This is a genomic window from Streptococcus sp. HMSC074B11 (assembly GCF_001808705.1).
Taxonomy (GTDB): Bacteria; Bacillota; Bacilli; order Lactobacillales; family Streptococcaceae; genus Streptococcus.
In genome coordinates this window covers 18,595-43,821 of the sequence record NZ_KV794292.1, presented here as the reverse complement: position 1 = coordinate 43,821, position 25,227 = coordinate 18,595, and the positions used below count along the sequence as shown (strand labels likewise).

General features: G+C 42.1%; 18 protein-coding genes. 8 read left to right on the top strand and 10 right to left on the bottom strand.

The features are described from left to right. The 8 genes from HMPREF2619_RS11680 to leuS all read right to left on the bottom strand — a co-directional run. Window positions 1-5,247 (bottom strand): accessory Sec-dependent serine-rich glycoprotein adhesin (locus HMPREF2619_RS11680; RefSeq protein WP_186821503.1); only part of this gene is annotated, 5,247 nt, incomplete at its 3' end. A 492-nt stretch (window positions 5,248-5,739) separates the two neighbouring features. After that, entirely contained in the window at window positions 5,740-6,312 is a 573-nt protein-coding gene (locus tag HMPREF2619_RS08580; RefSeq protein ID WP_070460740.1) for a nucleotidyltransferase family protein, read from the bottom strand. Continuing rightward, the gene (gene ruvB / locus HMPREF2619_RS08575; protein WP_006153029.1) at window positions 6,293-7,291 is read right to left on the bottom strand and encodes a Holliday junction branch migration DNA helicase RuvB; all 999 of its coding nucleotides are present in this window, start codon (window positions 7,289-7,291) and stop codon (window positions 6,293-6,295) included. The genes HMPREF2619_RS08580 and ruvB overlap by 20 nt, the downstream gene beginning before the upstream one ends. Window positions 7,292-7,457: 166 nt before the next feature. Continuing rightward, window positions 7,458-8,312, bottom strand: a complete 855-nt coding sequence (locus tag HMPREF2619_RS08570; RefSeq protein ID WP_060955162.1) for an ABC transporter permease — start codon at window positions 8,310-8,312, stop codon at window positions 7,458-7,460. Beyond that, window positions 8,312-9,175: an ABC transporter ATP-binding protein gene (locus HMPREF2619_RS08565; protein WP_060955161.1), complete on the bottom strand. Its 864-nt coding sequence runs from the start codon at window positions 9,173-9,175 to the stop codon at window positions 8,312-8,314. The genes HMPREF2619_RS08570 and HMPREF2619_RS08565 overlap by 1 nt, the downstream gene beginning before the upstream one ends. 276 nt (window positions 9,176-9,451) lie before the next feature. Beyond that, window positions 9,452-9,874: a GNAT family N-acetyltransferase gene (locus HMPREF2619_RS08560; protein ID WP_070460738.1), complete on the bottom strand. Its 423-nt coding sequence runs from the start codon at window positions 9,872-9,874 to the stop codon at window positions 9,452-9,454. A 12-nt stretch (window positions 9,875-9,886) separates the two neighbouring features. Further along, window positions 9,887-10,579 carry a GNAT family N-acetyltransferase gene (locus HMPREF2619_RS08555; RefSeq protein ID WP_070460736.1) on the bottom strand — a complete coding sequence of 231 codons (693 nt, stop codon included), beginning with the start codon at window positions 10,577-10,579 and terminating at the stop codon, window positions 9,887-9,889. A gap of 193 nt (window positions 10,580-10,772) precedes the next feature. After that, complete coding sequence (gene leuS, locus HMPREF2619_RS08550) at window positions 10,773-13,274, bottom strand: leucine--tRNA ligase (protein ID WP_070460734.1); 2,502 nt, start codon at window positions 13,272-13,274, stop codon at window positions 10,773-10,775. 240 nt (window positions 13,275-13,514) lie between these two features. On the opposite strand from leuS, the gene HMPREF2619_RS08545 reads away from it, so the two are divergent. The 8 genes from HMPREF2619_RS08545 (at window position 13,515) to HMPREF2619_RS08510 (ending at window position 22,293) form a co-directional block, all read left to right on the top strand. After that, a complete protein-coding gene (locus tag HMPREF2619_RS08545; protein WP_070460731.1) occupies window positions 13,515-14,531 on the top strand; it encodes an NAD(P)H-dependent glycerol-3-phosphate dehydrogenase in 1,017 nt (338 codons plus the stop codon). A gap of 21 nt (window positions 14,532-14,552) precedes the next feature. Next, entirely contained in the window at window positions 14,553-15,452 is a 900-nt protein-coding gene (gene galU / locus HMPREF2619_RS08540) for a UTP--glucose-1-phosphate uridylyltransferase GalU (protein WP_070460729.1), read from the top strand. A 124-nt stretch (window positions 15,453-15,576) separates the two neighbouring features. Beyond that, on the top strand, window positions 15,577-18,123 hold the full coding sequence (gene pbp1b / locus HMPREF2619_RS08535; protein ID WP_070460727.1) for a penicillin-binding protein PBP1B: 2,547 nt from the start codon (window positions 15,577-15,579) through the stop codon (window positions 18,121-18,123). An 82-nt stretch (window positions 18,124-18,205) separates the two neighbouring features. Continuing rightward, on the top strand, window positions 18,206-19,117 hold the full coding sequence (locus tag HMPREF2619_RS08530) for a DMT family transporter (RefSeq protein WP_070460725.1): 912 nt from the start codon (window positions 18,206-18,208) through the stop codon (window positions 19,115-19,117). 84 nt (window positions 19,118-19,201) lie between these two features. After that, complete coding sequence (gene dapD, locus HMPREF2619_RS08525; RefSeq protein ID WP_045762757.1) at window positions 19,202-19,900, top strand: 2,3,4,5-tetrahydropyridine-2,6-dicarboxylate N-acetyltransferase; 699 nt, start codon at window positions 19,202-19,204, stop codon at window positions 19,898-19,900. A gap of 61 nt (window positions 19,901-19,961) precedes the next feature. Continuing rightward, window positions 19,962-21,092, top strand: coding sequence for an N-acetyldiaminopimelate deacetylase (locus tag HMPREF2619_RS08520; protein ID WP_070460723.1), 1,131 nt, complete (start codon window positions 19,962-19,964; stop codon window positions 21,090-21,092). A 3-nt stretch (window positions 21,093-21,095) separates the two neighbouring features. Then, window positions 21,096-21,635 carry a 5-formyltetrahydrofolate cyclo-ligase gene (locus tag HMPREF2619_RS08515; protein ID WP_070460721.1) on the top strand — a complete coding sequence of 180 codons (540 nt, stop codon included), beginning with the start codon at window positions 21,096-21,098 and terminating at the stop codon, window positions 21,633-21,635. After that, window positions 21,619-22,293 carry a rhomboid family intramembrane serine protease gene (locus HMPREF2619_RS08510; protein ID WP_070460719.1) on the top strand — a complete coding sequence of 225 codons (675 nt, stop codon included), beginning with the start codon at window positions 21,619-21,621 and terminating at the stop codon, window positions 22,291-22,293. Before HMPREF2619_RS08515 ends, HMPREF2619_RS08510 begins: the two co-directional genes overlap by 17 nt. Window positions 22,294-22,467: 174 nt before the next feature. On the opposite strand, the gene HMPREF2619_RS08505 is transcribed toward HMPREF2619_RS08510, so the two are convergent. Next, window positions 22,468-23,520: an LLM class flavin-dependent oxidoreductase gene (locus HMPREF2619_RS08505; protein WP_070460718.1), complete on the bottom strand. Its 1,053-nt coding sequence runs from the start codon at window positions 23,518-23,520 to the stop codon at window positions 22,468-22,470. A 269-nt stretch (window positions 23,521-23,789) separates the two neighbouring features. Beyond that, window positions 23,790-25,169, bottom strand: coding sequence for a glycoside hydrolase family 1 protein (locus HMPREF2619_RS08500; protein ID WP_070460716.1), 1,380 nt, complete (start codon window positions 25,167-25,169; stop codon window positions 23,790-23,792). Window positions 25,170-25,227: the final 58 nt, after the last annotated feature.

Below are 25,227 nucleotides of genomic sequence, written 5' to 3'. Positions count from 1 at the left end.
CTCAGACGCTGATGTCGATGCACTTGTTGAAGCCGACGTGCTTGCTGACGTGCTTGCGCTCGTTGATGCCGATGTGCTAGCAGATGTACTTGCACTTGTTGAAGTCGACGTGCTTGCTGATGTGCTTGCGCTGGTTGAGGCTGACGTACTTGCTGATGTACTTTCGCTTGTTGAAGCTGATGTACTTGCGCTAGTCATTGCACTTACTGATGCGCTGGTTGAGGCTGACACTGATGCACTTGTTGAAGCTGATTCAGAACGATATTTCTTATCTGAAACAGTTTCATCTTGACTATAGACAGTTGGTGGATATGGTTGACTACCAGATGACACTTTAGCATTGTCTTTATAGTAGACTGTTGCAATACCGTCATCACTTACGTCAATGCTAGAAATACGATCGCGACCGTTTGGAACAACCTTATCGTGAGCTTTTCTGATTTCTTCGCGAACTTTTTCCTTATCAGTATCCGTTAAGTGATTTTTATCCTTGACTTCAGTCACATCAATAGCAGGCTTCTTAAACAAATTCTGCAACTGATCTTGTTGAATTCGAATTTCTCCAACGTCAACAGTGTTTCCACTTGGATCTGTAGCAGTTAGCCAACGTCCCCAGGTGTTTCCTGATTTCCACGCAAGATCTTTATTAGCAACCGCATTAATGGTGAAGGTAGTTTGGTCATCATTTGTTAAGGTATTGATAATGTTTGTTATGGGACCAGTTCCCCATTCAGGTCTATTTTCGAAGAAGTCCGTCAAGTCTTTTCTATTACCATAGACCTTCAGTGTGACTAATTTACCACTATTATCTTTACCTGTATAAGTAATCTGGATATTATCTCCAGCATAGAACAAATAGCGACCTCTACTATCTTTAGTTGGTTCTTTACCATTTACTGTAACAGTATAGGTAATCGTTGGTTTTACACGTTCTGGAGTGATTGTTCCTGTCGTTACTTCTGAATTCAGACCATCAACTGTAGATTTAGCCGTTACATCACCTGTTGGAAGAAGACCATTGTTGCCGTCGTAAGCTTTTTTCAGATCAGCAGGTTCAAAGGTAACGCTTGATTCGTTGTCTTTAGCTGTCTTAGTAAATGTATGTCCAGCTAGAGTCAAGGTTACAAGAGCTCCAGGTGTTACATTTGTAACAACGATCGAACGATTTGGCAAACCACCTGTTTCATTAGTAGAATCAACTGAGATAGCTGGCGCTTGTGGGTTAACCGTATAAGTGATTGGAACGCGCTGTTTTACACGTACTCCAGTACCATCAACAGGTAGTTCAACTTCCACATCTTTTGTAAATCGTCCCACTTGTGAAAGATCTGGAGCACCATCAACCCAAGTAAAGTTAGTCTTATTCACATCATAATCAGGACTTCCTGTCACTTTGGTGATAGAATCTTTTGGATTTGCTGCTACATGTTGATAATTAGGATCGTCTGTTTTGTTTTGTGTAAAGATATAAGAACGATTAGTCTCAAACTTATAAACATTATGAATAACATCTACAGTCTTGCTAAGCAATTTCGCACTATCAGTCTCACCTAAACGTCCTTTTGGATATGTAAAGGTGAATTTAAGTCGTTGTTGCCCTGCTTCTGTCGTACTGATCGGAGCAGCTGTCAAGCGCGTTCCATCTTCACTAGCCCATGTTTGACTAGATCCGCCTGGGAACCAAGCATCTCCCGACTTATACACATAGTCAAGCCAGTTTGAACCATCACCATTGTGAGGAGTTGTTCCTTGGATATCATTAATCGGAGCTTTAGGCTTGATTGTAGTCATGGTACTGTAAGTAACAGTAACATCATCTGTAGATCCATCTGCGTACGTAACTGTCGCTACAGCTTTTTTATTATCCCCAGAGTTAGTTGTGTCAATTGGTGTCTTCCAAGCAACAGTAGCACCTTGTGGTAATTGCTTCCCACCATCAAGCTGAACAAAGTTGGCAGCATTTGATAAATCGCTAGCAGTTTCGCCTACATAAGTATATACTGTCGGCGCTTTAGCTACAGCGTTATATTTATCAGTCTGATTCTTGATTACAAACTTGACATAACCATTGTCAGCAACACCATTCTTCATATGAACACTATCTGTAACGCCACGGTCATCCGTCGCTATCAAATAGCGTTCAAATGATTTGCCCGCCGGGATACTTTTATCAAGCGTGCCAGTGATGGTAATAGTTGCATTTGACTCGTTAGTTAAGCTAGTAATTGGATTTGAACGATTAATTCCAGTATATCCTGCGTAGTTTGTACCATTAGCATTATCAGCTGTACCTTGTGTTTCAAACTTCAAAGAGGAAATTTCCCCAGAATCATCTGTCGCACTAAAGGTTAGGTTAGTAGGCTCACCACGATAGATATCGATTTCTTTGACATCTGGTCTGTCATATGGAATGACCAGTTTTGGACGTTCATTAACAGTTACTGACTGAGGAAGAGTATTGCTTGTCAAATCCTTATAAAGAATCTTCGCAGTACCATCGTTTGCAACTTCAATGTCTTTGATACGGTGAGTTGTCTGATTATTCTTAGCGTAGATAGCATTCTTGACAGCTGTCTTTTCAGGTTCAGTCAAGTTACTCTTATCTGCAACTGGTGTAAGTTCAGGATTAATCACTGCAAGTCGGTCTTTAAGTTGTCCTTGGGTGATACGGACGTTACCAGTTCCAACCGTTCCGTTGACATTTCCTACTTGGTCCGTTGCAACTGCATTCCGTTGCCAAGTATTACCTGAACTATATTGCAAGTCATCTTTGAGATGAGCATTGACTGTGATAGTTGCAGGATTTGTTGGTGTAGCTGTGATATCTCCTGTCAAGAGTCCTACAGTTCCTGTACCATATTTAGGATCTTCAAAGAAGTTATCTCTCAATCCTGGTTGGGTCCCATCTGCTTTCGGTACAATCTTGAACTCTTTCAGTTTACCACTATTATCAGTCGCTGTAAATTTAACAGTGAAGTCGTCACCAGCATAGACGATATGTTCATCTCCACGACTAGCAACTGGACTTGGAGTTGCTGGGATAGTCTGACCATCACGCGTCACTGTAACAGCAGGTACAGGTACTTCCGTTTCCGCTCTTACACTTGCTTGAACGTAATCCACAGTGTTATCACGATAAGTGATGGTGATTTCACCAGTATCAGACACCGTAATTTCATGACCACCTTCAGAACCCTTCACGTAGTCCGCGCCTGAAAGGATAGTAGCATTTTTGCTCTTGAAGTTTTCAAGGATTTGAGCTTTCTCAGTAGCACTCAGCTTAGATGGGTTATTAACTGTAACAGTATCGCCACTTACAGGATTGTTACGCTCGTTGAAACCTTTGATATTAAGCGTCAAACGACCTACCGTAGTTTGTTGAGCAGTGTCAAATACTTTGAAATCAAGATTGTAAACACCAGGAGTCATTGGATTCCATCCGTTCTCACGACCAAGTGTTCCACTTATAACTGAGGTATGTTGAGTAGGGTTTCGTCTGTCAGAATAGTAGGGTCTAAATCCCTGATTCCCTACATTCGTTCGACTCATGGTCAATCCATTGATATGAGTATTATCTGGAGAACCCAATACACCTATCAATCCTTTATCATCCCTCATGTCAAATGAAACACCGCTGGCTCCTCCTACAACTTCATCGTTGTATACTTCAACATAATTGGGAGTAACAGTAACAGTCGGTGCCTTATCAATCGCTCTTTGACCTGCACCAGTAGCAACCGTTCCATGCATAACCCTTGTATAGTTACCAGCAGTAGCTGCACTATCGAATGGTCGACTACTTGTAGCTACTTGCGCATCCAAAGTAGCTTCACTAGAATTGTTATTCACCGTTGCATAGATCCAAATAGTTGCATCTAGGTTTCTATTCAAATCATGGCGCTTGTTAAAGACGTATTCGTTCCCAGAACCACCACGTTTCTCCATTGGTTCTCCATTAAAGAGAACTCGAGTGATGGTTGTATTTGGATCTACTTGTGCAATCAGACCCGCATAGTTCAGTGCACTTTGAGCATGCATATCGATGCGCCAACTAACCTCACGACTTCCACTTACAAACGTTCCCTGTCTAAGTTCAGCTGTCGTCTGCTGATTTAGCGTTACAGGTGCAAAACCTCTGAGATTTTCCCCTGTCGGCATTGCCTGTCCATTACGGCTATCACGTTGACCTGAATTTGCACGTGTCACAGCATTCACGATGGAATTGCGAGCCGAAGTTGCCCTTTGCACAACTGCTGTCAAATCACCAGTTAGATCTGCAAGTGCTTTTTCAATCTCTACTACAGCAGCATTCACCTTAGTGATAGCTGAATCGGTATTTGGTAGACCAGCAGCTTTAGCTAGATATTCACCCATTTCAGCTGATAGTTTCGCAAGTTTTTTACGATTTTCTTCTGTCTTCTTAGCACTTGAAACAGCATCTGTGCTTGCAGCAAGAGTGGTTGTTGTCGTAGCTGTCAGACTCGCGTTTTGACTTGTGAAGTTTTCTGCAGTTGACAGAGCACTAGAAAGGCTAGGGTTGACCTGAACATCGCTAGCCTTGACTGTAGCTCCGGATGCTCCGTCATTACTGATAGCATCTTCGCTAGTAGCCGTCTGTGAACCTTCTACATGCGAAGCATCAGAGAGGGAACTGTCTGCAACAGTCGAAGCACTAGCCGATGTTGATGTCGAATCACTCAATGAAGCCGAAGTACTAGCAGAAGTTGAAGATGATACACTGGCACTAGTGCTAGCTGAGGTTGAAGCACTTACGGACTCTGATGCACTTGTTGAGGCCGAAATCGAGGCACTTGTAGAAGCAGAGATTGAGAGACTCTCACTGATAGAGTTCGATGTTGAAACAGAAGTTTGTTGCTCATCATCTTTCTTTACAGTTCCCAAGACAGCTTGGTCAGAAGTGACTAAGTTGTCAGTTCCATCAACCACCTTCTCAACAGCAACCTGTTCATTGGCATGGACTTGCGTGTGAGTGGCAACTCCACCACCAACCACCGCCCCTGCAGCGGCTATCCCCTTGAGGATATCTAGTCCAGTTAGAGAGGTAGACACACGATCTTCTACCACTTCAGTCGTAACTTGGGCTGTATCAATACCACCACGTAAAACTTTAAACAAGCCAAATAGTGACGTTGAGGCGCGCAACCAATGTTTACCCGACTTGATCAACTTATATCGGGTAACACGATCAGTTTCTCTATACCGTCCTTCTTGACGTCTAAAAAACATGAAATTTCTCCTTAAGTTCATTTTTTCTAAAAAACAAACTATCAAAATAATTAAACTTAAAATCAGTCTTCAATTTAAAGCTCTAGCCTTTAGTTAAATATATTAACCGATGTTATTTTGTTTAAAAATTCGGATAGGGTTGTTTTCTTAAACACTTTATTATAGCACACTCTAATCCCTATTGTCCAAACATTTTAACAAAAATATATATTAATACTAACCACCAGAGTCACTTTCTATACATGTAGAACATAATGTATTATAAGATTCGTATTTTTTAGAAATACTAAGTTATAAATTGTTTTACAGACATAAATAATATATTTCGAAAAATTATATACGGATATAGCGCTTTTTCGATCCATCAAAAAAAGCCGCCTGATTGGGCGACTTAATTTTTATAGGGAGATTATTATGAAAAAGTTTTAGGAGTTAAAGTTAAGTTCTTCTTAACTTATGAGATAAGTATACAGCTCCTATCTTAAAGTTTCCTTAAGTATTTTTAAATGTGAGATTTTTCCATTTTTCTCGCCAATTTTTCTTAGATAATCGCTGTTGATAAAGCTTCATCCGGTCATCATTTTCTAAAAAATGGGGAGTTGGAGAAACCTGAAAGTTCAAAACATCCTCCAAACCATAAGGCGCAAAGAGCTCTAAAGTTGCGTCAGCTTGCAAGCGAAGTCCTATCGCCGTACAACGTTCGGGATATTTACTCATAGCGTCACAGGAATTCACATACGGTTCCGTATGGGGACTATGCTGATGCATATAGGCTTGATTTTTCAACTCCCATTGATACTGGGGAAAATCCTCTCTCAACTTACTTTCTATAGCCAGCGTTTCTTCATAACTCACCTCTGGGTCAAAGAAAATGACGTCCACATCCGTTTCACGGTCAAAAGCTGGTTTCTCTGACAAGAGATTCCAGATAAAATTTCGAACTGAACCAGCTGCTAACCAGGAATCTTTCAACTCCAGGTCACGGATGATAGTCAAAATAGCCATCATGTCAGAATTTTCCCTAAAAGAGTCTAAAATTTCAGTCTCATTTTTCAATATATTCATACCCCAAATGCTCATAAGCCTTGGCTGTCGCGACCCGTCCTGAACGAGTTCGCATGATAAAGCCTTTCTGGATTAAGTAAGGTTCATACATATCTTCTACCGTCTCACGCTCTTCAGCGATATTCACAGAAAGAGTTCCTAGACCGACAGGACCCCCACCGTACATCTCAATCATGGTGCGAAGGATTTTCTGGTCTACATAGTCCAAACCTTCATGGTCTACATCCAGCATAGTCAAGGCCTTATCCGTAATGACATCATCAATCAAGCCATCACCCATAATCTGGGCAAAGTCACGCACGCGCTTGAGAAGACGATTAGCAATACGAGGAGTTCCACGACTGCGTAAAGCTAACTCAGATGCAGCTTCATGAGTGATTTCCATCTCAAAGATATCTGCCGTCCGCTCGACAATCTCTGTCAAGTCAGCATGGGTATAGTATTCCATGTGACCTGTAATCCCAAAACGGGCACGAAGAGGATTTGAAAGCATCCCAGCTCGTGTCGTTGCCCCAATCAAGGTAAATGGTGGCAAATCTAGATGGACACTACGGCTAGCTTCTCCTGCACCAATCATGATGTCAATGTAGAAGTCTTCCATGGCACTGTATAGCACCTCTTCTACCGACATGGGCAAGCGATGAATCTCATCAATAAAAAGAACATCTCCTGGCTCCAAGTCATTCAAAATCGCTACCAAATCACCGGCTTTTTCGATAACGGGACCAGACGTCTGCTTGAGATTAACTCCCAATTCATTGGCAATGACAAAAGCCATGGTTGTTTTCCCGAGACCTGGAGGGCCAAATAAAAGAACATGATCCAGCGCCTCATCACGCATTTTTGCTGCCTCGATAAAGATTTGAAGCTGATCCTTGACCTTGTCTTGTCCGATATATTCACGTAAATATTGGGGACGGAGGGTACGTTCTACCAACTCCTCATCACCCATGATTTCATTATCTAAAATTCTACTCATGTTCCTATTATAGCAAAAATCCAGCCTACAAACAAAAAAGCCACCTGATTTGGTGGCTTCTTTAGGGAGATTATTATGAAAAAGAAAAGTTTAGGATTTCTATTAAATAAAGTTAGGAGGTCTTTACTTAATGATTACATAATACATGAGTAAACTTAAAGTTAACTTAACCTATAATTTTTATTTTTTTGCTAGAGATTTTAACTACTACCAGCCAAAGCAGAAAAGTTAGGAGGCAGATACTCACCACTATTAAGTATGTTTCTTCCTTTGTTAAAAGGTTCTGCCAGTTAAGCCGGATTCCTAATTTTTCTTGAAACTCTTCTAATAAGCTACTATTCCCCATAAATGTAGTTTCTAATTGCTCCTTCATTAAGACCTGTCTATAGAGAGAAGCAAGATAGGTAGCCGGTGTGCACTTCATGAGAACTTGAGCGAAGTTAGGAAGAATTCCCATTGGTACATAAGTTCCTACTAAAAATCCTGAAGCTGTACCTACAATGGTAGCCAATTTACCCAGACTATCTACTGACTGGAAATGATAAATCAAGAGTACATTTACCAATGTTGAAAGGAGACTACTTAGCAGCATGATTAAACTTATTTCAAATAGCTTACTCATAGCTGGAATTTCTTGAAAATAAAGGCTCATAACAATAAGCATAAAGGCTTGCATAACAAATGAAATGATAAGGCTACTAATAAGATAAGACAGTTGCAAGCCCCAGCTCCCTAAGTCTGTCAAAAAGAGATCCTGATCCACTTGATTTTCACGGTCTTGTACCATCTGGGTCAAAGCTGTAAAACTGGTTGTAATCCCAGTCACAGCCAAGGTTCCACCCATCAGCCAGTTATTTAAAAGGCTCTTATTATCAGGAAGTTGGGACCAGGCATCCATCAAATTTTTCTGCAAAAAAATGATATAGAGTAGAAAGGAAATCAAAGCTCCCAGTAATGAGAAAAAGACTCCTGAACGATTACGAAAATACAACAAAAAATCACGTTTTAATAAGGCTAACATTAGCGCACCTCTCTTCCTGTAAGGGCTATGAAGGCATCATCCATAGTTCCTGGACGAAATTCAAAGCTAGCAATCTTCTCACGAACTTGGGTCAAATAATCAATAGCTTCCAATTGGCTCTTAGGATAAAGACTATACTCAAACTCATTTTCCTTTTCCACAGGCATATTTTTAGGTAAGAATTTCTCCACCTGCTTGTCTTTAAAACAAATTTTTAAAAGATTGGAAGCGTACTCACTTTTAATTTCAGCAGCAGAACCTTGGGCAATAACCTTTCCATGATCTATAATATAAAGTTGATCTGCCTCATCTGCTTCATCCAGATAATGAGTCGTTAAGATAATAGTCATCCCTTCATCTCTTTGTAGACGATACAATAAATCCCAAATGGATTTGCGAGTCTGAATATCTAGTCCAGTCGTAGGCTCATCTAGAAATAAAATATCGGGATTGGATAGGAGAGCCCGAGCAATGTCAACTCGACGTTTCTGTCCTCCTGATAAAGTTCCATAAAGTTGTTTCTGAAAAGCAGTCAACCCTAGTTGATTGATTAAATCTTCCACACGACCACCTTTAATCCCCTTATACTGCTGGGCACGAATGGCTAGGTTTTCTTTGACCGTCAACTTTTCATCCAATACACTTGCTTGAAAAACAACTCCAATCCTAGTATTGGGCGCATAGATGATTTGACCATTAGTTGCTCGTTTAAGTCCGATTAACATTGAAATCGTGGTCGATTTACCAGCCCCATTAGGTCCTAAGATTGCGTTAAAACTTCCTTTTTTAAACTCTAAATTTATATCTTTTACTGCTGTATGGTCTCCATAGTTCTTAGTGAGGCCTTTTGCTTGTAAAATCATATTTCCTTCCTCCTTTTTACACCTTCAGTTTAACAAAAAGGAAAAAGAAAAAATATAGTTTGGTGCTATGTGGTCGAAATGGATGATTATGTGGTCAATTCTACCTTAAAACTTCTGCATTTGAACATAAAAAAAGCCACCTGATTGGGTGGCTTCTTTAGGGAGATTATTATGAAAAAGAAAAGTTTAGGATTTCTATTAAATAAAGTTAGGAGGTCTTTATTTAATGATTACATGATACAAGAGAATACTTAAAGTTAGCTTAAGTGAAAAAAATTATTTTAAATTTTTTCGATTCACCCAAATCATTCCTGTACAATCGTAAGTAGATAAGGTTTCAAACCCCAGAGAACGGTAAAAACCCAATGTTTTTTCTGTCTGTTCAGTCGCTAGTTGTATTTGGTAGGCATCCTTATAGTCAGCCAAGGCTTCTTTCATCATAGAACTTCCAATCCCTTGGCGCTGATAGCTAGGCAAAACAATCAAATCCTGGACAAAAACGGATGAAAAACCGTCTCCAACCAGACGCACTAAACCAACGATTTCCTCACCATCACGCGCAAGATAAGTCGCTAACGAATGAAACAAGGCCTGCTCCAACAGCTGTGGCTGATTGGTATAGTTTGTCCAACCAACTGCCTGATAGAGATGTAAAACGTCATCAATTGAAACAGAGGATTCTTTTGTAAATTTTATCATAGTAGAACCTTTCTAACATTGCCTAAGCGATTTTATCTGCTGCCCATTTTTATCAAAGTTTTTAGGAGCCAACCATGTTTCCAAACGAGCTTTAACCTTTGGCCAGTCCTTATCAATCATAGACATCCAATCCGTATCTCTGGTGCGACCTTTATAGATAACAGCTTGGCGGAAGGTTCCTTCATAGACAAAGCCCAAACGTTCTGCTGCTTTTCTAGATGGAAGATTGAGGGCGTCGCACTTCCACTCGTAGCGACGATAGTGGAGTTCTTCAAAAACATAGCGAGCTAGCAAATAGTGAGCTTCTGTTCCCATCCTGGTCTGTTTGAGAGCCGGAGAAAAGGTCACCGCGCCAACTTCAATGGTGCGATTGGCTTGGTCAATACGCATGAGCGAAAAAGTTCCCAAGGTCTTGCAAGTTTCCTTGTCTATAATCGCATAGTAAAAGCGATCCTTACGAGCCAACATCTGATTTAAAAGACTAACCAGTTCCGCCATATCTGCCACTGGCTCCTGAAAGAGGTAGGTCCACATGTCACGAGGGCTATCTGGGCCATAGACAGCTAATAAATCCTCTGCATGCTTTTCCACCGATAGAGCTTCTATAATCGTATATCGCCCTTCTATCCGTACAAGTGAAGGCAAAACTCCAGGTGTATCATCTACAGGTTCACCAATCATCTGACCGTATTCATTTACTGGCATAGTTTTCTCCTTATCTCACTCTTATAAGTTTAAAGATGTGAATAGTATATCACATCTCACAGGTAATCTACAAAAAATCCTTCAGATTCTACTCTGAAGGATTCATTTCTTATCTAACAACGATATTGACGAGTTTAGTTGACTCCAACAGTTTGGGGAACTGTTGGAGGTTACAAATGAGCAAATAAATTGGTTATTTCACAACAATATTTACAAGCTTGTTAGGTACACTAATCACTTTCACGATTTCTTTGCCGTCGATCTCTGCTTTGACTTTTTCGTTAGCAAGAGCTACTTCTTGCAACTCTTCGCGAGAAAGGTCTTTGGCTACCATCAATTTAGCACGGACTTTTCCTTTGATTTGGACGACGATTTCGACTTCGTCTTCAACCAATTTGCTTTCGTCCCATGTTGGCCAAGCTACGTAAGAGATAGACTCACCTGTTGCTGCGACTGTTTGCCAGAGTTCTTCTGCCAAGTGAGGTGCAAATGGGGCGATCAATTGGATAAAGCCTTTAGCGTAATCCACATATAGTTTGTCTTCCTTATTAGCAGCGTTGACAAAGACCATGAGTTGGGCAATGGCTGTGTTGAACTTCATCGACTCGATTTGCTCAGTAACAGATTTAACCGTTTCGTTATAAACCTTGTCAAGAGCGCCATTGTTTTCCGCAACGATTTCTTTACTTGTGATCAAACGGTAAACACGGTCAAGGAACTTACGACTTCCTTCCAGACCTTCTTCTGACCAAGCGATTGAAGCATCGAGTGGTCCCATGAACATTTCATAAACACGAAGGGTATCAGCACCGTATTGTTCCACCACATCGTCTGGATTGACCACGTTCTTGAGGGATTTCGACATCTTAGCTGGTGCTTGCTCCAATTCTTCCCCTGTTTCCACATGGAAGAAGGAACCATCACGTTTTTCAACCTTGTCAGTCGCCACAAGAGCCCCACGGTGGTCACGGTAGCTTGTTCCCAAAATCATTCCTTGGTTAAAGAGTTTTTGGAATGGTTCTTTGGTTGGAACGACACCGATATCATAGAGGAATTTATGCCAGAAACGAGCGTAGAGTAAGTGAAGAACAGCGTGTTCTGCACCACCCACGTAGATATCCACTGGCAACCATTGCTTGAGGAGGTCCTCATCAGCCAATTTCTCTGTGTTGTGTGGGTCGATATAGCGAAGGTAGTACCAGCTTGAACCAGCCCATTGTGGCATAGTGTTGGTTTCACGACGACCTTTAACACCATCTTCACGAGTCACTTCTAGCCAGTCTGTCAAGTTAGCTAGTGGACTTTCACCAGTACCTGAAGGGCGGATGTCCTTGGTTACTGGCAAGACAAGTGGCAATTCACTTTCTGGAACGGCTGTCGAAGTTCCATCTTCCCAATGAATGATTGGGATTGGTTCACCCCAGTAACGTTGACGGCTAAAGAGCCAGTCACGGAGACGGTAGGTAACTTTCTCTTGACCACAACCTTTTTCTTCCAACCAAGCTACAATCTTGGCAATCGCTTCTTCTTTGTTGAGTCCATCTAGGAAGTCTGAGTTGACGTGAAGGCCATCTTCTGTGTAAGCAGCTTCTGCTACATTTCCACCTTCCAAGACTTCTACGATTGGAAGACCAAACTGTTTTGCAAATTCCCAGTCACGCTCATCGTGGGCAGGTACGGCCATGACGGCACCTGTTCCGTAGCTGGCAAGAACATAGTCGGCAATCCAGATTGGGATTTCTTTACCATTGACAGGGTTGATGGCATAAGCACCAGTCCAAACCCCTGTTTTTTCCTTAGCAAGGTCTGTACGAGCCAAGTCTGATTTAAGGCTGGCTTGGTGTTTGTAGTCAGCTACAGCCTCAGCTTGTTCAGGTGTTGTGATGGCATCTACTAGTTCATGCTCAGGAGCCAAAACAGTGAAGGTCGCACCAAAAAGAGTATCTGGACGAGTGGTAAAGACTGTGAATTCCTTGTCTGTTCCTTTTACTTTGAAAGTGACATTGGCACCAGTTGATTTCCCAATCCAGTTGCGTTGCATGTCCTTGATAGACTCTGGCCAGTCAAGGTCGTCCAAGTCATTGAGCAAACGTTCCGCATAGGCAGTGATTTTAAGCATCCATTGGCGCATTGGTTTGCGGACAACTGGATAGCCACCACGCTCAGAGGTTCCGTCAGGGAGGACTTCTTCGTTGGCGATAGCTGTTCCTAGTTCCTCAACCCAGTTTACTGGCACTTCTGCTTCATAAGCCAAGCCTTTTTCGTAAAGCTTAGTGAAAATCCATTGAGTCCACTTGTAGTAGTTTGGATCTGTTGTATTAACTTCACGGTCCCAGTCGTAAGAGAATCCAAGCGCATTGATTTGGCGTTTGAAGTTGGCAATGTTTTCTGCTGTGAATTCCGCTGGGTCATTCCCTGTATCCATAGCGTATTGCTCTGCAGGCAAACCAAAAGCATCCCATCCCATTGGGTGAAGGACGTTGTAACCTTGCGCACGTTTGAAACGGCTGAGGATATCAGTCGCTGTATAACCTTCTGGGTGTCCTACGTGAAGACCTGCTCCAGATGGATAAGGGAACATGTCGAGTGCATAAAACTTAGGTTTTGAAGCATCTGTTCCTGTCTTAAAAGTATGATGGTCAGCCCAGTATTTTTGCCACTTAGGCTCGATTTCTTTATGATTGTAAAAACTCATGCTGTCTCTCCAATTTTCGTGATGCTCCTATTATACCATTTTTAGAAAAAATATTGTTTCTCTTTTCGTGTTTTTTATCGTTTTGACCTATGAATACTCGACTATTTTACTGTCTATTTTTCAATTTCTTTCCTATATGCATAAATATCCTTATAAAAATCTCTTATTAAATAATATAGATGCATGATAGTCCTTTTTATGGTAGAATATAGGAAAGTGCTTTCTCAGAAGGAGGAAAATATGAACAAACAAACCATCGCTGTTTTAGGGCCTGGTTCTTGGGGTACTGCACTGTCACAAGTTCTTAACGACAACGGACACGAAGTGCGTATCTGGGGAAATATTCCTGACCAAATTGATGAAATTAATACACAACATACTAACAAACGCTATTTTAAGGATACTGTATTAGACGATAAAATTGTGGCCTATCATGATTTGGCAGAAGCCTTGAAGGGTGTTGATGCTGTCTTGTTTGTGGTGCCTACTAAGGTGACCAGATTGGTAGCTCAACAAGTGGCTGCTGTTTTGGATCATAAAGTGGTGGTCATGCATGCTTCAAAAGGTCTCGAGCCCAATAGTCACAAACGTCTTTCAACCATTCTAGAAGAAGAAATCCCTGAAGAGTTGCGTAGTGAGATTGTAGTTGTATCTGGTCCTAGCCATGCAGAAGAAACGATTGTACGTGACATTACTTTGATTACTGCTGCTTCTAAAGATTTACAAACAGCTCAGTATGTTCAGACACTCTTTAGTAATCACTACTTCCGTCTTTATACCAATACAGATGTGATTGGAGTGGAAACAGCTGGTGCTCTTAAAAACATCATCGCTGTTGGAGCAGGAGCCCTTCATGGACTTGGCTTTGGAGACAATGCAAAGGCAGCGATTATCACGCGCGGACTTGCAGAAATCACTCGTCTGGGTGTTAAACTTGGAGCAAATCCGTTGACTTACAGTGGACTTTCTGGGGTTGGGGATTTGATTGTTACCGGAACATCTGTCCACTCACGTAACTGGCGAGCTGGAGATGCTCTTGGTCGTGGTGAAGCCTTGGCAGATATCGAAGCAAATATGGGAATGGTCATTGAAGGAATTTCAACAACCAAAGCTGCTTACGAATTGGCACAAGAACTTGGAGTTTATATGCCAATCACCCAAGCCATCTACCAAGTTATTTATGAAAATGTTAATATTAAGGATGCCGTTGCTGAACTCATGAGTACTGAGTTCAAAGCGGAAAACGAGTGGTCATAATCACCGTTAGAAAGGATGCTCATGAAGCAAAAAGTTAGAAAAGCTGTTATCCCTGCTGCAGGACTTGGAACTCGTTTCCTGCCAGCAACCAAAGCCTTGGCCAAAGAAATGTTGCCAATCGTGGATAAACCAACAATCCAGTTCATCGTTGAAGAAGCTCTCAAATCTGGAATTGAGGACATTCTAGTTGTAACAGGGAAGTCAAAACGCTCTATCGAAGACCATTTCGACTCAAACTTCGAATTGGAATACAACCTCAAGGAAAAAGGAAAAACTGATCTTTTGAGACTAGTTGACGAAACAACTGGTATGCGTCTTCACTTCATCCGTCAAACACATCCACGTGGCCTCGGAGATGCAGTTTTACAAGCCAAAGCTTTCGTCGGGAACGAACCTTTTGTAGTTATGCTTGGAGATGACCTCATGGATATCACAGATGATAACGCTGTTCCATTGACCAAGCAACTCATGAATGATTACGAGGAAACTCATGCCTCTACTATCGCCGTAATGCCTGTCCCACATGATGAAGTTTCTGCCTATGGTGTCATCGCCCCTCAAGGCGAAGGAAAAGATGGACTTTACAGTGTTGAAACCTTCGTTGAAAAACCAGCACCTGAGGATGCACCAAGTGATTTAGCCATCATCGGTCGTTACCTTCTCACACCTGAAATTTTCGGTATTCTTGAAAATCAAAAACCAGGTGCCGGAAATGAAATCCAACTAACAGACGCTATCGATACACTTAACAAAACTCAGCGTGTATTTGCTCGCGAATTTAAAGGCTCTCGTTATGACGTCGGGGACAAGTTTGGATTTATGAAGACATCCATCGAGTACGCCCTCAAACATCCTCAAGTCCAAGATCACTTGAAAGACTACTTGATTGATCTTGGAAAAGAACTTTCAGGAGAAAAATAATTGATGAAACCAGGTTCAAAATGTTCCTGGTTTTTTTACTGCCTAAACACCTACAAATCTTGTCTAAGCCTAAATTCTTGCAATAATTGCTTTTATGGTATAATAATAAGAAGTGAGGAAAGAAATGAAGAATAAATTGTTAGAATTTAAAGAAAAAGGACTGGCCTTACTTGGGTCTCTAAAATTAACAATTTCTAAAATGAATACAAAGAAAAAGAGTGGAAAAAATTCTAAGAAGAAAAAGCAAACGCAAACACCATTCGATATCTGGACTTTATTTGCAAAAATTTTACTTGGAATAAAGGCAACTTTTAACACACTTTTTATCCTAGCTTTTATTGGCGGTCTCCTTGGAACAGGGGTTGCCTTGGGGTATGCTGTTTCTCTCTTTGATCAAGTTAGTGTCCCTCAAACAGAAGATTTGATCAAGCAGGTCAATAATATTTCATCCATCTCTGAAATCCGCTATGCAGATGGTTCCATGATTAGCGCTATCGAAAGCGATCTACTTCGCACATCTGTATCATCAGATGCCATTTCAGATAACCTCAAGCAAGCTATCGTTGCAACCGAGGATGAACACTTTGCAGAGCACAACGGTGTCGTTCCTAAAGCGGTTATTCGTGCCAGTCTAGGAAAATTCATCGGACTTGGTTCTTCCAGTGGAGGATCTACCCTAACACAACAGCTCATCAAACAACAAGTAGTTGGTGATGCTCCTACGCTTGCCCGTAAAGCCAGTGAAATCGTTGACGCCTTGGCCTTAGAAAGAGCCATGAGCAAGGACGAAATCCTAACAACCTATCTCAACGTCGCTCCTTTTGGTCGTAACAATAAAGGTCAAAATATAGCAGGGGCTCAACAGGCTGCCAAAGGGATTTTTGGTGTGGAGGCAAGCAAACTGACCATCCCTCAAGCGGCTTTCCTAGCAGGTTTACCACAAAGCCCTATTTCCTACTCACCTTACGAGTCTACTGGTGAGATGAAGAGCGAGGAAGATATTGAACTCGGTATTAAGCGCTCAAAAGATGTTCTCTACAATATGTATCGAACAGGAGTCCTCAGCCAGGAAGACTATGAAACCTACAAGGCTTATGACATTAAGCAAGATTTCTTGCCAGCAGAAAATGCTAGCGTTACCTCTAAAGGCTTCCTCTACTTCACTGCACTCGATGAGGCTACCAAGATTATGTATGATTATTTGGTGCAAAAGGACAATGTTTCTGACCAAGAACTACAGAACGAATCGATCCGAAAATCTTATCAAGAATTGGCTGAAAAAGAAATCCAAAACGGTGGTTACCGAATTACAACTACCATCGATAAAACGATTCATACTGCTATGCAAAATGCCGTAACAAACTACGGATACCTTCTAAATGATAGCTCGGGTCAACCTGAAGTTGGGAATGTCTTGATGGACAATAAAACTGGGGCGATTTTAGGTTTTGTAGGTGGGCGAGATTATCAGACCAATCAAAACAATCACGCCTTCGATACCAAACGTTCCCCTGCCTCCACTACCAAGCCACTCTTGGCCTACGGTATTGCTATCGACCAAGGGCTTATGGGAAGTGCTAGCATCCTCTCAAACTATCCAACAAACTTCTCTAACGGAACTCCGATCATGCATGTCAACAGTCCTGGAACAGCCATGATAGACCTTAAAGAAGCTCTGAACTATTCTTGGAACATCCCAGCCTACTGGACCTACAGAATGCTCCGTGAAAAAGGGGTTGACGTCCGTTCTTATATGGAAAAAATGGGCTATGAAATCCCAGAATATGGCATTGAAAGTCTTCCAATGGGAGGAGGAATTGAAGTTACTGTAGCCCAGCACACCAATGGCTACCAAACGCTAGCTAACAATGGTACCTATCATAAGAAATACATGATCTCAAAAATTGAGAAAACGAGTGGTGAGGTTCTCTATGAACATCAGGCTAAACCCATCCAAGTTTACTCTAAAGCTACTGCAACCATTATGCAGAGTTTGCTAAGAGATGTGCTTTCATCTCGAGTCACTACAAGTTTCCAAACGGATCTGACTTCTATCAATTCCAGTCTAGCAGGTGCTGACTGGATCGGAAAAACTGGTACAACCAATGAAGAAGGGGATATGTGGCTAATGGTCTCTACTCCAAGATTAACCCTTGGAGGTTGGGTTGGACATGATGATAACAGCCCTCTAGCCCAGGGAGCATACTACCGCAATGCAAAATACATGGCTCATCTGGTAAATGCCATCCAGCAAGCATCTCCCTCTGCTTGGGGTTCAGAACGTTTCAAACTCGATTCAAGTGTCACTTCATCACAAGTCCTCAAATCAACTGGTCAAAAGCCAGGAAAGGTGACTATCAATGGGAAAGAAATTAATCTAAGCGGAGAAACGGTGACTAGCTACTGGGCTAACCAAGCTGGCGCGCCGACTACCACTTATAAATTCGCTATTGGTGGAAGCGATTCTGACTACCAAAATGCTTGGAACACCATTTTAGGAAGTCTGCCAAAAGTATCTTCTTCCTCATCAAACAATAACAATAACAATAACAATAACAATAACAATAACAACAATAATAACAACAATAATCGTAATAATACTTCTAATAGTAACGGGAACAATAATAGTCGCTCTAGTTCCAATAACAGAAGTAGCAATCAACGGCGCTAACTAGCACAATCATTGAGAGTGGGAAAGAAATGATTTTCTCCACTCTCTTTTTTCTTTCTTCGTTTCATGGTACAATAGCAACATGAATAAATATCAAAAGAATATTTTTAAGGGAACCATTTATTCTCTCCTATCTGGCTTGATCTGGGGGATCTGCGGAATTTTAGGAGAGTACTTTTTTTCACATTATCAAGTATCTTCAGGGTGGATTACTTCTATGCGTCTACTCGTCGCTGGTAGTTTCGTAATCGTCTTATCTAGTATAAAACTCCGGTCCCAGCTCTTCGAGATCTGGAGAAATCGAAACAATTACCTTCCTTTTCTCGCCTATGCCATCTTAGGGATCTTCTCCGTTCAGTATTTCTTCTATCTCTGTGTGGAGTACTCCAACGCTACAACGGCAACCATCCTACAATTTATCAGTCCTGTCTTTATCCTCTTTTACAATCGCATCATCTACAAGAAAAAAGCTTCTAAAAGTGCTATTTTTTATGTCTTGGTCACTATGGTTGGGGTCTTTTTGATGGCTACCAAAGGAGATCTATCCAAATTATCAATTACACCACTTGCTTTACTGACAGGACTTCTCAGTGCACTAGGTGTCATGTTCAATGTCATCTTACCCCAACGCTTTGCTAAAAAATACGGTTTTGTGCCTACTGTTGGCTGGGGAATGATTATCGCTGGACTTTTTAGTAATTTTCTCTACCCCGTTTATAAGATTAGCTTCCAGGTTGATGCCATCAGTATCTGTGTTTGTTTGACTATTGCCTTTTTGGGAACTGCCTTTGCCTTTTTCCTATCGATGAAGGCCGTCTCTCTCGTTTCCCCATTGGTGGTGTCGGTCGTTAGCGCAAGCGAACCTCTATCCTCTGCTATCCTCAGTGTCCTTTTCCTTGGCATGGTTCTGGATGGTTTCTTGGTACTAGCCATGATTTTGATTATCGTTCCTATGGTTTTCTTGTCCATCGAAGAATCTAAATCCAAGAATTAAACACCTTCTTTTAACACTTAAGGCTTCAAAATTGAAGCCTTTTTTGGTAGAATAGTAAGCATTACAAAGAGTGAGGAGACACCTATGACTGCTACAAAAATGAATGCACAAGAAATTATCCAATTTATCGCAAATGCTGAGAAAAAGACAAGTGTAAAAGTGACCTTTGAGGGACAACTTGCCGGAGCTATCCCTGCTTCTGTTATCAAGCTTGGAAATGTTCTCTTTGGAGACTGGAAAGATATCGCTCCACTTCTTGAAGGACTTACAGAAAACAAAGACTATGTTGTTGAACAAGACGCTCGCAACTCGGCTGTACCTCTCCTTGATAAACGTGATATCAATGCACGTATCGAGCCAGGCGCTATCATCCGTGACCAAGTTGAGATTGGTGACAATGCTGTTATCATGATGGGAGCTGTTATCAATATCGGTGCTGAAATCGGTGCTGGCACTATGATTGATATGGGAGCTATCCTTGGCGGACGCGCTATTGTCGGTAAAAATAGCCACGTTGGTGCAGGTGCTGTTCTTGCAGGCGTTATCGAGCCAGCTAGTGCTGAGCCTGTTCGTGTCGGTGACAATGTTCTCATCGGTGCTAACGCTGTGGTTATCGAAGGTGTTCAAATCGGTAGCGGTTCTGTTGTTGCAGCAGGAGCCATCGTCACTCAAGATGTTCCAGAAAATGTTGTGGTAGCAGGCGTTCCAGCTCGTGTTATCAAAGAAATCGATAGCCAAACTCAACAAAAAACAGCGCTAGAAGATGCGCTTCGCACCTTGTAATTAGTAAAAGAGGCGGAAACTTTTCCAGCCTCTTTCTCGTATCAATAGAAGGAAATTAACTATGTTAGATTTGATTCAAACTCGACGCGATCTTCACCAAATTCCCGAGATTGGTTTAGAAGAATTCAAGACTCAAGCTTATTTACTCAATGTCATTGAAACATTAACGGCTGGTAAGGATTTTGTTCAGATTCGTACTTGGCGAACAGGTATTTTAGTTTACTTGCAGGGAAGTCAGCCAGAACGTACCATTGGCTGGCGGACAGACATCGACGGACTCCCAATCGTTGAACAAACAGGCCTTCCTTTTGCCTCTCAGCACCCAGACCGCATGCATGCTTGTGGACACGATTTTCACATGACCATTGCCCTAGGAAGTCTCGAACGTGCTTTAGAAAACCAACCCAAAAACAATCTCCTCTTTCTCTTTCAACCTGCAGAAGAAAATGAAGCAGGTGGCATGCTCATGTATGAAGATAGTGCTTTTGGCGACTGGTTACCTGACCAATTCTATGGACTCCATGTTCGTCCAGACCTAAAAGTTGGACAGATTGCGACCAATACCCATACACTCTTTGCTGGAACATGCGAGGTCAAGATTCGCTTTAAGGGTAAAGGCGGACACGCTGCCTTTCCACATCAAGCAAACGATGCTCTGGTTGCAGCTAGCTATTTTGTGACCCAAGTCCAGTCAGTCGTCAGCCGTAATGTCGATCCTATCGAGGGAGCTGTCGTCACTTTCGGTGTTTTTCAAGCTGGGACAACTAACAATGTCATCGCTGATACAGCCTTCTTACATGGAACGATTCGAGCTCTTACACACAGCATGAGCCTCTTGGTGCAAAAACGTGTCAAAGCTATCGCTGAAGGGGTCGCAGCTGCTTTTGATATGGATGTGGAAGTTGAACTCAAGCAGGGAGGCTACCTACCTGTCGAAAACAACCCTAAATTAGCCCGGGAATTGATGACCTTCTTTGATGAAAAAGAGGGAATTGAACTAATCGATATCGAACCCGCCATGACAGGGGAAGACTTTGGGTATCTTCTATCAAAGGTTCCTGGCGTCATGTTCTGGCTTGGAATTGATAGTCCCTATGCTCTTCACCATCCAAAGATGAGTCCTAAGGAAGAAGCTCTGGCAATTGGAGTCGAGGCTGTATCAAGCTTTTTAGCCAAGAAAGCTGCGGAGTAAACGATGAAAAAAAACTTACGCAAGCAGGTCTTGCAAGAACTCAAATCTCTATCAGCCGAAGAAAAGGAAGTCATGGACACTTGGTTGACTGAGCAACTACTTCTACATCCCTTATATAAGGAAGCAAAAACCATCGTCACTTACCTGTCTTTTCCTCATGAATTTCAAACAGCTGAGCTCATTGAACAAGCTCAAAAAGATGGGAAGACTATTCTCATTCCCAAAACTTATCCACATGGGAAAATGGACTTTGTGCTCTATGAACCAGAGAAACTCGAAAGAAATTCTTTTGGACTTCTTGAACCTCAAGGAGACTTCACAATCCTTGAATCCTCTCAGATTGACCTGATTCATGTTCCTGGTTTGGCTTTCAATCCTTCTAGATATCGGATTGGCTACGGTGGTGGCTACTACGACCGTTACTTGGAGCATTTTTCTGGTCACACCATTAGTACACTTTATCCTTGTCAGATTCAGGATTTCCATCCTGATCCACATGATATTCCCGTTGAGGAGGTACTCATCTATGAAAGAAATTTTTGATCGTCGGTATCCTGTCACGAGCTTCTTTCTTCTCGTGACCACCCTGGTTTTTATACTCATGTTTCTAACCAGTGGTTTCAATTACACAAGCGCAGCTACCTTGTATAAATTCGGAGCTGTTTATCCCCCAGCAATTAAGGCCATGCCTGAACAAATCTGGCGCCTATTCACGGCAACCTTTGTTCACATTGGCTTGGAGCACTTTTTAGTCAATATGCTGTCCCTTTACTTCTTGGGACGTCAGATGGAGCAAATCTTTGGCTCCAAACAGTTTTTCTTTATCTACCTTTTATCAGGTATGATGGGAAATCTCTTTGTCCTCGTTTTTAGCCCTAATGCTATTACCGCGGGTGCTTCAACTGCCCTCTACGGCATGTTCGCTTCTATTGTCGTTCTCCGTTATGCCTCACGCAACCCCTATCTTCAACAGCTTGGTCAATCTTACCTCTCCCTCTTGGTCATCAACCTAGTAGGAAGTATTTTAATGCCTGGCATCAGCCTTGCTGGACACGTAGGTGGAGCTGTCGGTGGCGCATTACTAGCTATCGTCTTCCCAGTTCTAGGCGAACGAAAGATATACAGCCCAGGCCAACGTGGTCTAGCAACCCTAGCTTTTATTGGCTTATCAGCCTTGATGCTTTTTGTGGGCTTGTTATAAGCTAGTCTCATCTAGGGAGTATCTTTATTTTCAAACAAAGATTAATTCACTTATCTCATATATAAAAAAACTCTGAAAAGCTTGTTTTTATTAGCTTTCCAGAGTTTCTTTTATTTCTAGTTTTTTAAAAATCAGACGGGTATATAGATTTTTTATCAATTTGATTGAATTTTTTTATAACCCTTCTTTCATGGCAAAGTAAGCACGCACTTTTGGTGCGACTTGCGTTCCAAAAAGTTCAATATCTCTAAGAACTTGATCATGTGGCATAGAACCAAGTGGTAGGTGCAACATAAAGCGATCCAAGTCTAAATCTTCAATCATGCGGATCAACTTTTCTGCTACCTGGTCTGGGGTCCCCACAAACATAGCACCATTGGGCCCAACTTGCTCCAAATATTGCTCATAGGTCATCTCCTGCCAGTGTGGTCGGTCTTTGGAAATCGCATCTACCACTTGCTTGGTCGGATGGAAATAATCTTTCACTGCCTGCTCACCATCTTCAGCAATCCAGCCCCAAGAATGAGCGCCCACTTTCAGGTCTTTGTCAGCATGACCAGATTCACTTCCAATCTCACGATAAGCCTGAATCAACTTTTTAAAATAGTGAGGATTGCCACCGATAATCGCATAGACAATCGGCAAACCTGCTTTAGCAATCTTCACTGTTGACTCTACATGACCACCTGTCGCCACCCACAATGGCAATTTTTCCTGAACTGGACGTGGATATACTTCTTTTCCAGCAATGCTTTGGGTCAATTCTCCACGCCAGTTCACCTTGGTGTTTTCATTTGCTAGCTGGAGCAGGTCCAATTTTTCATCAAAGAGGGCTTCATAGTCTTTCAAGTCATATCCAAACAGTGGAAAGGACTCGGTGAATGAACCACGCCCAGCCATAATCTCTGCACGACCGTTTGAAAGGGCGTCGATGGTCGCATATTGTTGGAACAAACGGATGGGATCCATACTTGAGAGGATACTGACAGCACTGGTCAAACGAATCTTCTTGGTATTCACCGCACCAGCTGCAAGGACAATCTCTGGCGCTGATACCGCAAAGTCCTCCCGATGATGCTCCCCAATGCCGTACACATCCAATCCAACCTTGTCAGCCATCTCAATTTCTGCCACCAACTGACGGATTCGTTCATCATGACTGTAAACTTGTCCTGTCCCCTCTAAGGCTGTTGTTTCGCCAAATGTTGAAATTCCTAGTTCTACCATACGGATTTCCCCGTTTAATTTTTAGTTATCTAGGTATTTTATCACTAGTCAATTATAGTTGCAACGAATTTACTCATTAGAAAAGGCCTTGATTAAGTAGACATTTTTAGTTCCTTGTGTGGCCATTTAAATTGGTGAGAGGTGAGGGTAAATCGTTGTAAGGACGATACCATCTATATCTCTTGTAACATTCTCTTCTATGATGGTGAGAGCTTGGTGATGATTCTATAAGAAAAAATGAGATGAAAATCATCTCACTCTTCTTATTCTTAAAATCCATTATTGTCACTGAGTTTTTTGAACCAGTGGCCTGATTTTTTCAGACGGCGTTCTTGCGTTTCAAGGTCAAGCTCGACTAAACCATAACGGTTTTTGTAGCTGTTGAGCCATGACCAGCAATCAATAAAGGTCCAGATCAAGTAGCCTTTACAGTTGGCACCGTCTTCGATAGCACGATGGAGCTCACGCAGGTGACCTTTGACAAAGTCAATACGGTAATCATCCTGAATCATGCCATTCTCCCGGAATTTATCCTCACCTTCAACGCCCATCCCATTCTCTGTCAGCATCCACTCAATATTACCGTAGTTTTCCTTGATGTTTTGGGCAATGTCATAAATCCCTTGCTCGTAGATTTCCCAACCGCGGTGTGGATTGATCTTACGACCTGGCATGACGTAAGGTTCATAGAAATGCTCTGGCAAGAGTGGGCTGTCAGGATGCTTAGCAAAACGCGGCGCCATGACACGCAAAGGTTGGTAGTAGTTGACTCCTAGGAAGTCAACCGTATGCTCGCGAATGAGTTCCAACTCTTCGGCTGTGTATTCTGGTAACAAGTCATGCTCAGCCAAAATTTCCACCAACTCTTCTGGATAAGCTCCTAAAACAGACGGATCTAGGAAAGATTGTGCCTGAAAGAGGTCGGCAATACGAGCAGCCTTGACTTCGGCAGGATGCTGGCTACGTGGATAGGCTGGTGTCAAGTTGAGGACGATCCCAATCTTAGAGTCTGGTAAGATTTCATGACAAGCCTTAACTGCAAGAGTGCTGGCTAGCTGGGTATGATAGGCAACCTTAACTGCCGCTTTAGCATCTACCTTGTGAGGATAATGGGCATCATAAAAATAGCCAAACTCTACAGGAACGATTGGTTCATTGAAGGTAATCCACTGGTCAACCAAGTCTCCGTAGGTTTCAAAACAGAAACGAGCATAGTCTTCATAAGCCTTAATAGTTGCCTTATTTTCCCAACCATCCCCATCTTCTTGAAGGGCAAAAGGCAGGTCAAAGTGATAGAGATTGACTAAGAGGCGAATCCCCTTGGCCTTAACGGCTTCAAATACCTGGCGATAGAAAGCCACACCTTGAGGGTTGACTTCCCCACGTCCCTGTGGGAAAATACGAGACCACTGGATAGAAGTTCGAAAGGCTGTATGCCCTGTTTCTAACAATAGTTCGATATCTTTTTCCCAGTTTTCATAGAAGGTTGATGTCTTATCAGGTCCAATGCCATTGTAGTAACGATTTGGTTCTACTTGATACCAATAATCCCAGAGATTATCTCCCTTGCCGTCACCAGGTACTCGTCCTTCTGTTTGCGGCCCAGAAGTTGAGGAACCCCAGACAAAATCCTTTGGAAATTTTAACATAGTACTACCTCTTTTTACGCTTTTAATGTTTATACTCTTCGAAAATCAAATTCAAACC

What these genes read in the sequence shown, in the direction of transcription:
- HMPREF2619_RS08560 (WP_070460738.1), bottom strand. Translation starts at nt 9,874, where the DNA reads ATGATAAAATTTACAAAAGAATCCTCTGTTTCAATTGATGACGTTTTA.
- ruvB (WP_006153029.1), bottom strand. Translation starts at nt 7,291, where the DNA reads ATGAGTAGAATTTTAGATAATGAAATCATGGGTGATGAGGAGTTGGTA.
- leuS (WP_070460734.1), bottom strand. Translation starts at nt 13,274, where the DNA reads ATGAGTTTTTACAATCATAAAGAAATCGAGCCTAAGTGGCAAAAATAC.
- HMPREF2619_RS08555 (WP_070460736.1), bottom strand. Translation starts at nt 10,579, where the DNA reads ATGCCAGTAAATGAATACGGTCAGATGATTGGTGAACCTGTAGATGAT.
- HMPREF2619_RS08515 (WP_070460721.1), top strand. Translation starts at nt 21,096, where the DNA reads ATGAAAAAAAACTTACGCAAGCAGGTCTTGCAAGAACTCAAATCTCTA.
- HMPREF2619_RS08520 (WP_070460723.1), top strand. Translation starts at nt 19,962, where the DNA reads ATGTTAGATTTGATTCAAACTCGACGCGATCTTCACCAAATTCCCGAG.
- HMPREF2619_RS08570 (WP_060955162.1), bottom strand. Translation starts at nt 8,312, where the DNA reads ATGTTAGCCTTATTAAAACGTGATTTTTTGTTGTATTTTCGTAATCGT.
- HMPREF2619_RS08530 (WP_070460725.1), top strand. Translation starts at nt 18,206, where the DNA reads ATGAATAAATATCAAAAGAATATTTTTAAGGGAACCATTTATTCTCTC.
- HMPREF2619_RS08510 (WP_070460719.1), top strand. Translation starts at nt 21,619, where the DNA reads ATGAAAGAAATTTTTGATCGTCGGTATCCTGTCACGAGCTTCTTTCTT.
- HMPREF2619_RS08500 (WP_070460716.1), bottom strand. Translation starts at nt 25,169, where the DNA reads ATGTTAAAATTTCCAAAGGATTTTGTCTGGGGTTCCTCAACTTCTGGG.
- pbp1b (WP_070460727.1), top strand. Translation starts at nt 15,577, where the DNA reads ATGAAGAATAAATTGTTAGAATTTAAAGAAAAAGGACTGGCCTTACTT.
- HMPREF2619_RS08580 (WP_070460740.1), bottom strand. Translation starts at nt 6,312, where the DNA reads ATGAATATATTGAAAAATGAGACTGAAATTTTAGACTCTTTTAGGGAA.
- dapD (WP_045762757.1), top strand. Translation starts at nt 19,202, where the DNA reads ATGACTGCTACAAAAATGAATGCACAAGAAATTATCCAATTTATCGCA.
- HMPREF2619_RS08505 (WP_070460718.1), bottom strand. Translation starts at nt 23,520, where the DNA reads ATGGTAGAACTAGGAATTTCAACATTTGGCGAAACAACAGCCTTAGAG.
- HMPREF2619_RS08565 (WP_060955161.1), bottom strand. Translation starts at nt 9,175, where the DNA reads ATGATTTTACAAGCAAAAGGCCTCACTAAGAACTATGGAGACCATACA.
- galU (WP_070460729.1), top strand. Translation starts at nt 14,553, where the DNA reads ATGAAGCAAAAAGTTAGAAAAGCTGTTATCCCTGCTGCAGGACTTGGA.
- HMPREF2619_RS08545 (WP_070460731.1), top strand. Translation starts at nt 13,515, where the DNA reads ATGAACAAACAAACCATCGCTGTTTTAGGGCCTGGTTCTTGGGGTACT.